The 2,050-nt window shown below is 48.2% G+C and carries 3 protein-coding genes; all 3 read right to left on the minus strand.

Translation table 11 applies throughout. From position 1 onward, the window contains the following. Positions 1–433 (minus strand): hypothetical protein (locus B5F35_RS17995; RefSeq protein ID WP_140401294.1); only part of this gene is annotated, 433 nt, incomplete at its 3' end. Next, complete coding sequence (locus B5F35_RS18000) at positions 402–746, minus strand: hypothetical protein (RefSeq protein ID WP_087243045.1); 345 nt, start codon at positions 744–746, stop codon at positions 402–404. The genes B5F35_RS18000 and B5F35_RS17995, both read right to left, overlap by 32 nt. 11 nt (positions 747–757) lie before the next feature. Next, positions 758–2,050 (minus strand): deaminase domain-containing protein (locus B5F35_RS19090; protein WP_275532275.1); only part of this gene is annotated, 1,293 nt, incomplete at its 5' end.

Below are 2,050 nucleotides of genomic sequence, written 5' to 3' on the forward strand. Positions count from 1 at the left end.
CGTCCACCAGAAGGTTACCGGCGTTGTCGTACTGGAACATCGTCGTTACGCCGTTTTTCGTATAGGCCATCAGGCGGTTGCGGGGGTCGTACCGGTACAGCTCCTCCTCTCCGGCCACCAGCCGTCGGGTGCGGTTGCCCGCCCTGTCGTAGAACAGTTCCTCAGTATAGGAGGGATACTCCACCTTATTCAGTTGGTTCAGCGGGTCATAGTGGTAAAGGGTCTCACCTCCCAGCTGACGTTTCAAAGTGCGGTTTCCGTTGCCGTCGTAGGCGTAGCTGTTCCGGGCCAGAAGCGCGTCCCCGGAGCGGACGGTCAAGCCCGTCAGGTTCTTGTCCAGGTCATAGGCGTACTCCTGCCGGATGGGGCCATGAGTCACGGCCTTGGGCGTGCCGTCCGGGTTAAGTCTTTTGAATACCGCAACCTCCACCATTTCTGATTATTGATAAATCTACAGTGAACTTAGCATATTCATTTCCAAGCTCAGTCTCCAATTTATCCTCAATATCACCACTCAACAATTTTTCTAATTCATTGACTATTTCATCACACTTCAGATTTTTTTTCATATAATTTAAGACCAGTGAAATATGAATACAAATATTCTCTAATAGGCAAAAATCTTCTCCGTGCTCATATTCATTCAGAACTGCAGGAAATATTTGTTTTTCGCTAAATCCCATCTCATAAAATCGATTAAAATCTTCTTCAACATACTGTTTCAATTCACTATATTCAAAAATCATAATTTAACCCCTTACTCGACAAATATATTTAACATTATATTGGGAAACATCCTTCTAAACTCTAGAATAATATTTGAACAACTTTGGCAACATGGCAATTCCGAATACAAGTTAATCACTCCATCCACATTGCGATCTGATATTTGAGCGGCTATATCTTCTAAAATTTTTGCTTCTGTATCATGATATCTAGGATATTTTTCATCTACATATGTGGTAAAAATTCTTTCTGTTGCCGATTTCAAATAAGAAAACTCTGCTACATCTGCGCCTTTATCCGTCTCCGTATTTATTTTGCTATGAGCTACAAAACTATCTTTAACCCCAGAAATATCAACATCTGCCATCGCCATATTACCACGTTTGCCCAAGTTATTATTGGGCATCTGTGATCTAATATCTGCAATCCTACTAATAAAGCGGTTTCTAATTACATCAGCGCTATTTTCGATATTTTGTAGTACATCTTTATCAAAGCCACTTGGATCAATATAGTAGACTGGATTATTCGCGCAGTACGTATACAGGTTGAGCCCATCGCCCCGGTAAGTGTCCTCCTGCGTAAACCGGCCAATAACTGGGTTATAGAACCGAGCGCGTAGATAGTACTGCTGAGTGATGGGGTCGATCTGCTGGCCGTAGTAGGTGAAGCGGTTGGGGATGGCCTCCTCCTGGACCGTAAGGTTGCCCCAGGCGTCGTACTCGTAGCGGTTCTGGACTGCACCCGCATCGTCCACGATGTGGGTGGCAGACCCCATCTCGTCGCTGGCATAGTGGTAGTACGTTCGGGCAGAATCGCTGCTTCGGGCAATCAGCTCCGTGGAACGGATGAGACGGATCAGACCGGCGCTGTCCTCCTCGGTTATGGCTTCACGCTCCTGGTTGAAGATGAACTGCACCAGGTTCCCGTTCTCCTCCATCTCATACCGCAGGCCCTCCGCGTCGTAGTGGTTCACCTGTACATTGCCGTCAAAGGTCTCCACCCTGGTGGTGCGGTTGAAGGCGTCATAGGTGTACTTCGCCTTGTCATCCTGGAGCAGGTTGCCCGCGTTGTCATACTGGAAAGGCGTGGTCGCACCGTTTTTGGTGTAGGCCATCAGGCGGTTGCGGGGGTCGTACCGGTACAGCTCCTCCTCCCCGGCCACCAGCCGCCGGGTGCGGTTGCCCGCCCTGTCGTAGAACAGTTCCTCAGTACAGGAGGGATACTCCACCTTATTCAGTTGGTTCAGCGGGTCATAGTGGTAAAGGGTCTCACCTCCCAGCTGACGTTTCAAAGTGCGGTTTCCGTTGCCGTCGTAGGTGTA

It is taken from the genome of Anaeromassilibacillus sp. An200, assembly GCF_002160025.1.
GTDB lineage: Bacteria > Bacillota > Clostridia > Oscillospirales > Acutalibacteraceae > Caccousia > Caccousia stercoris.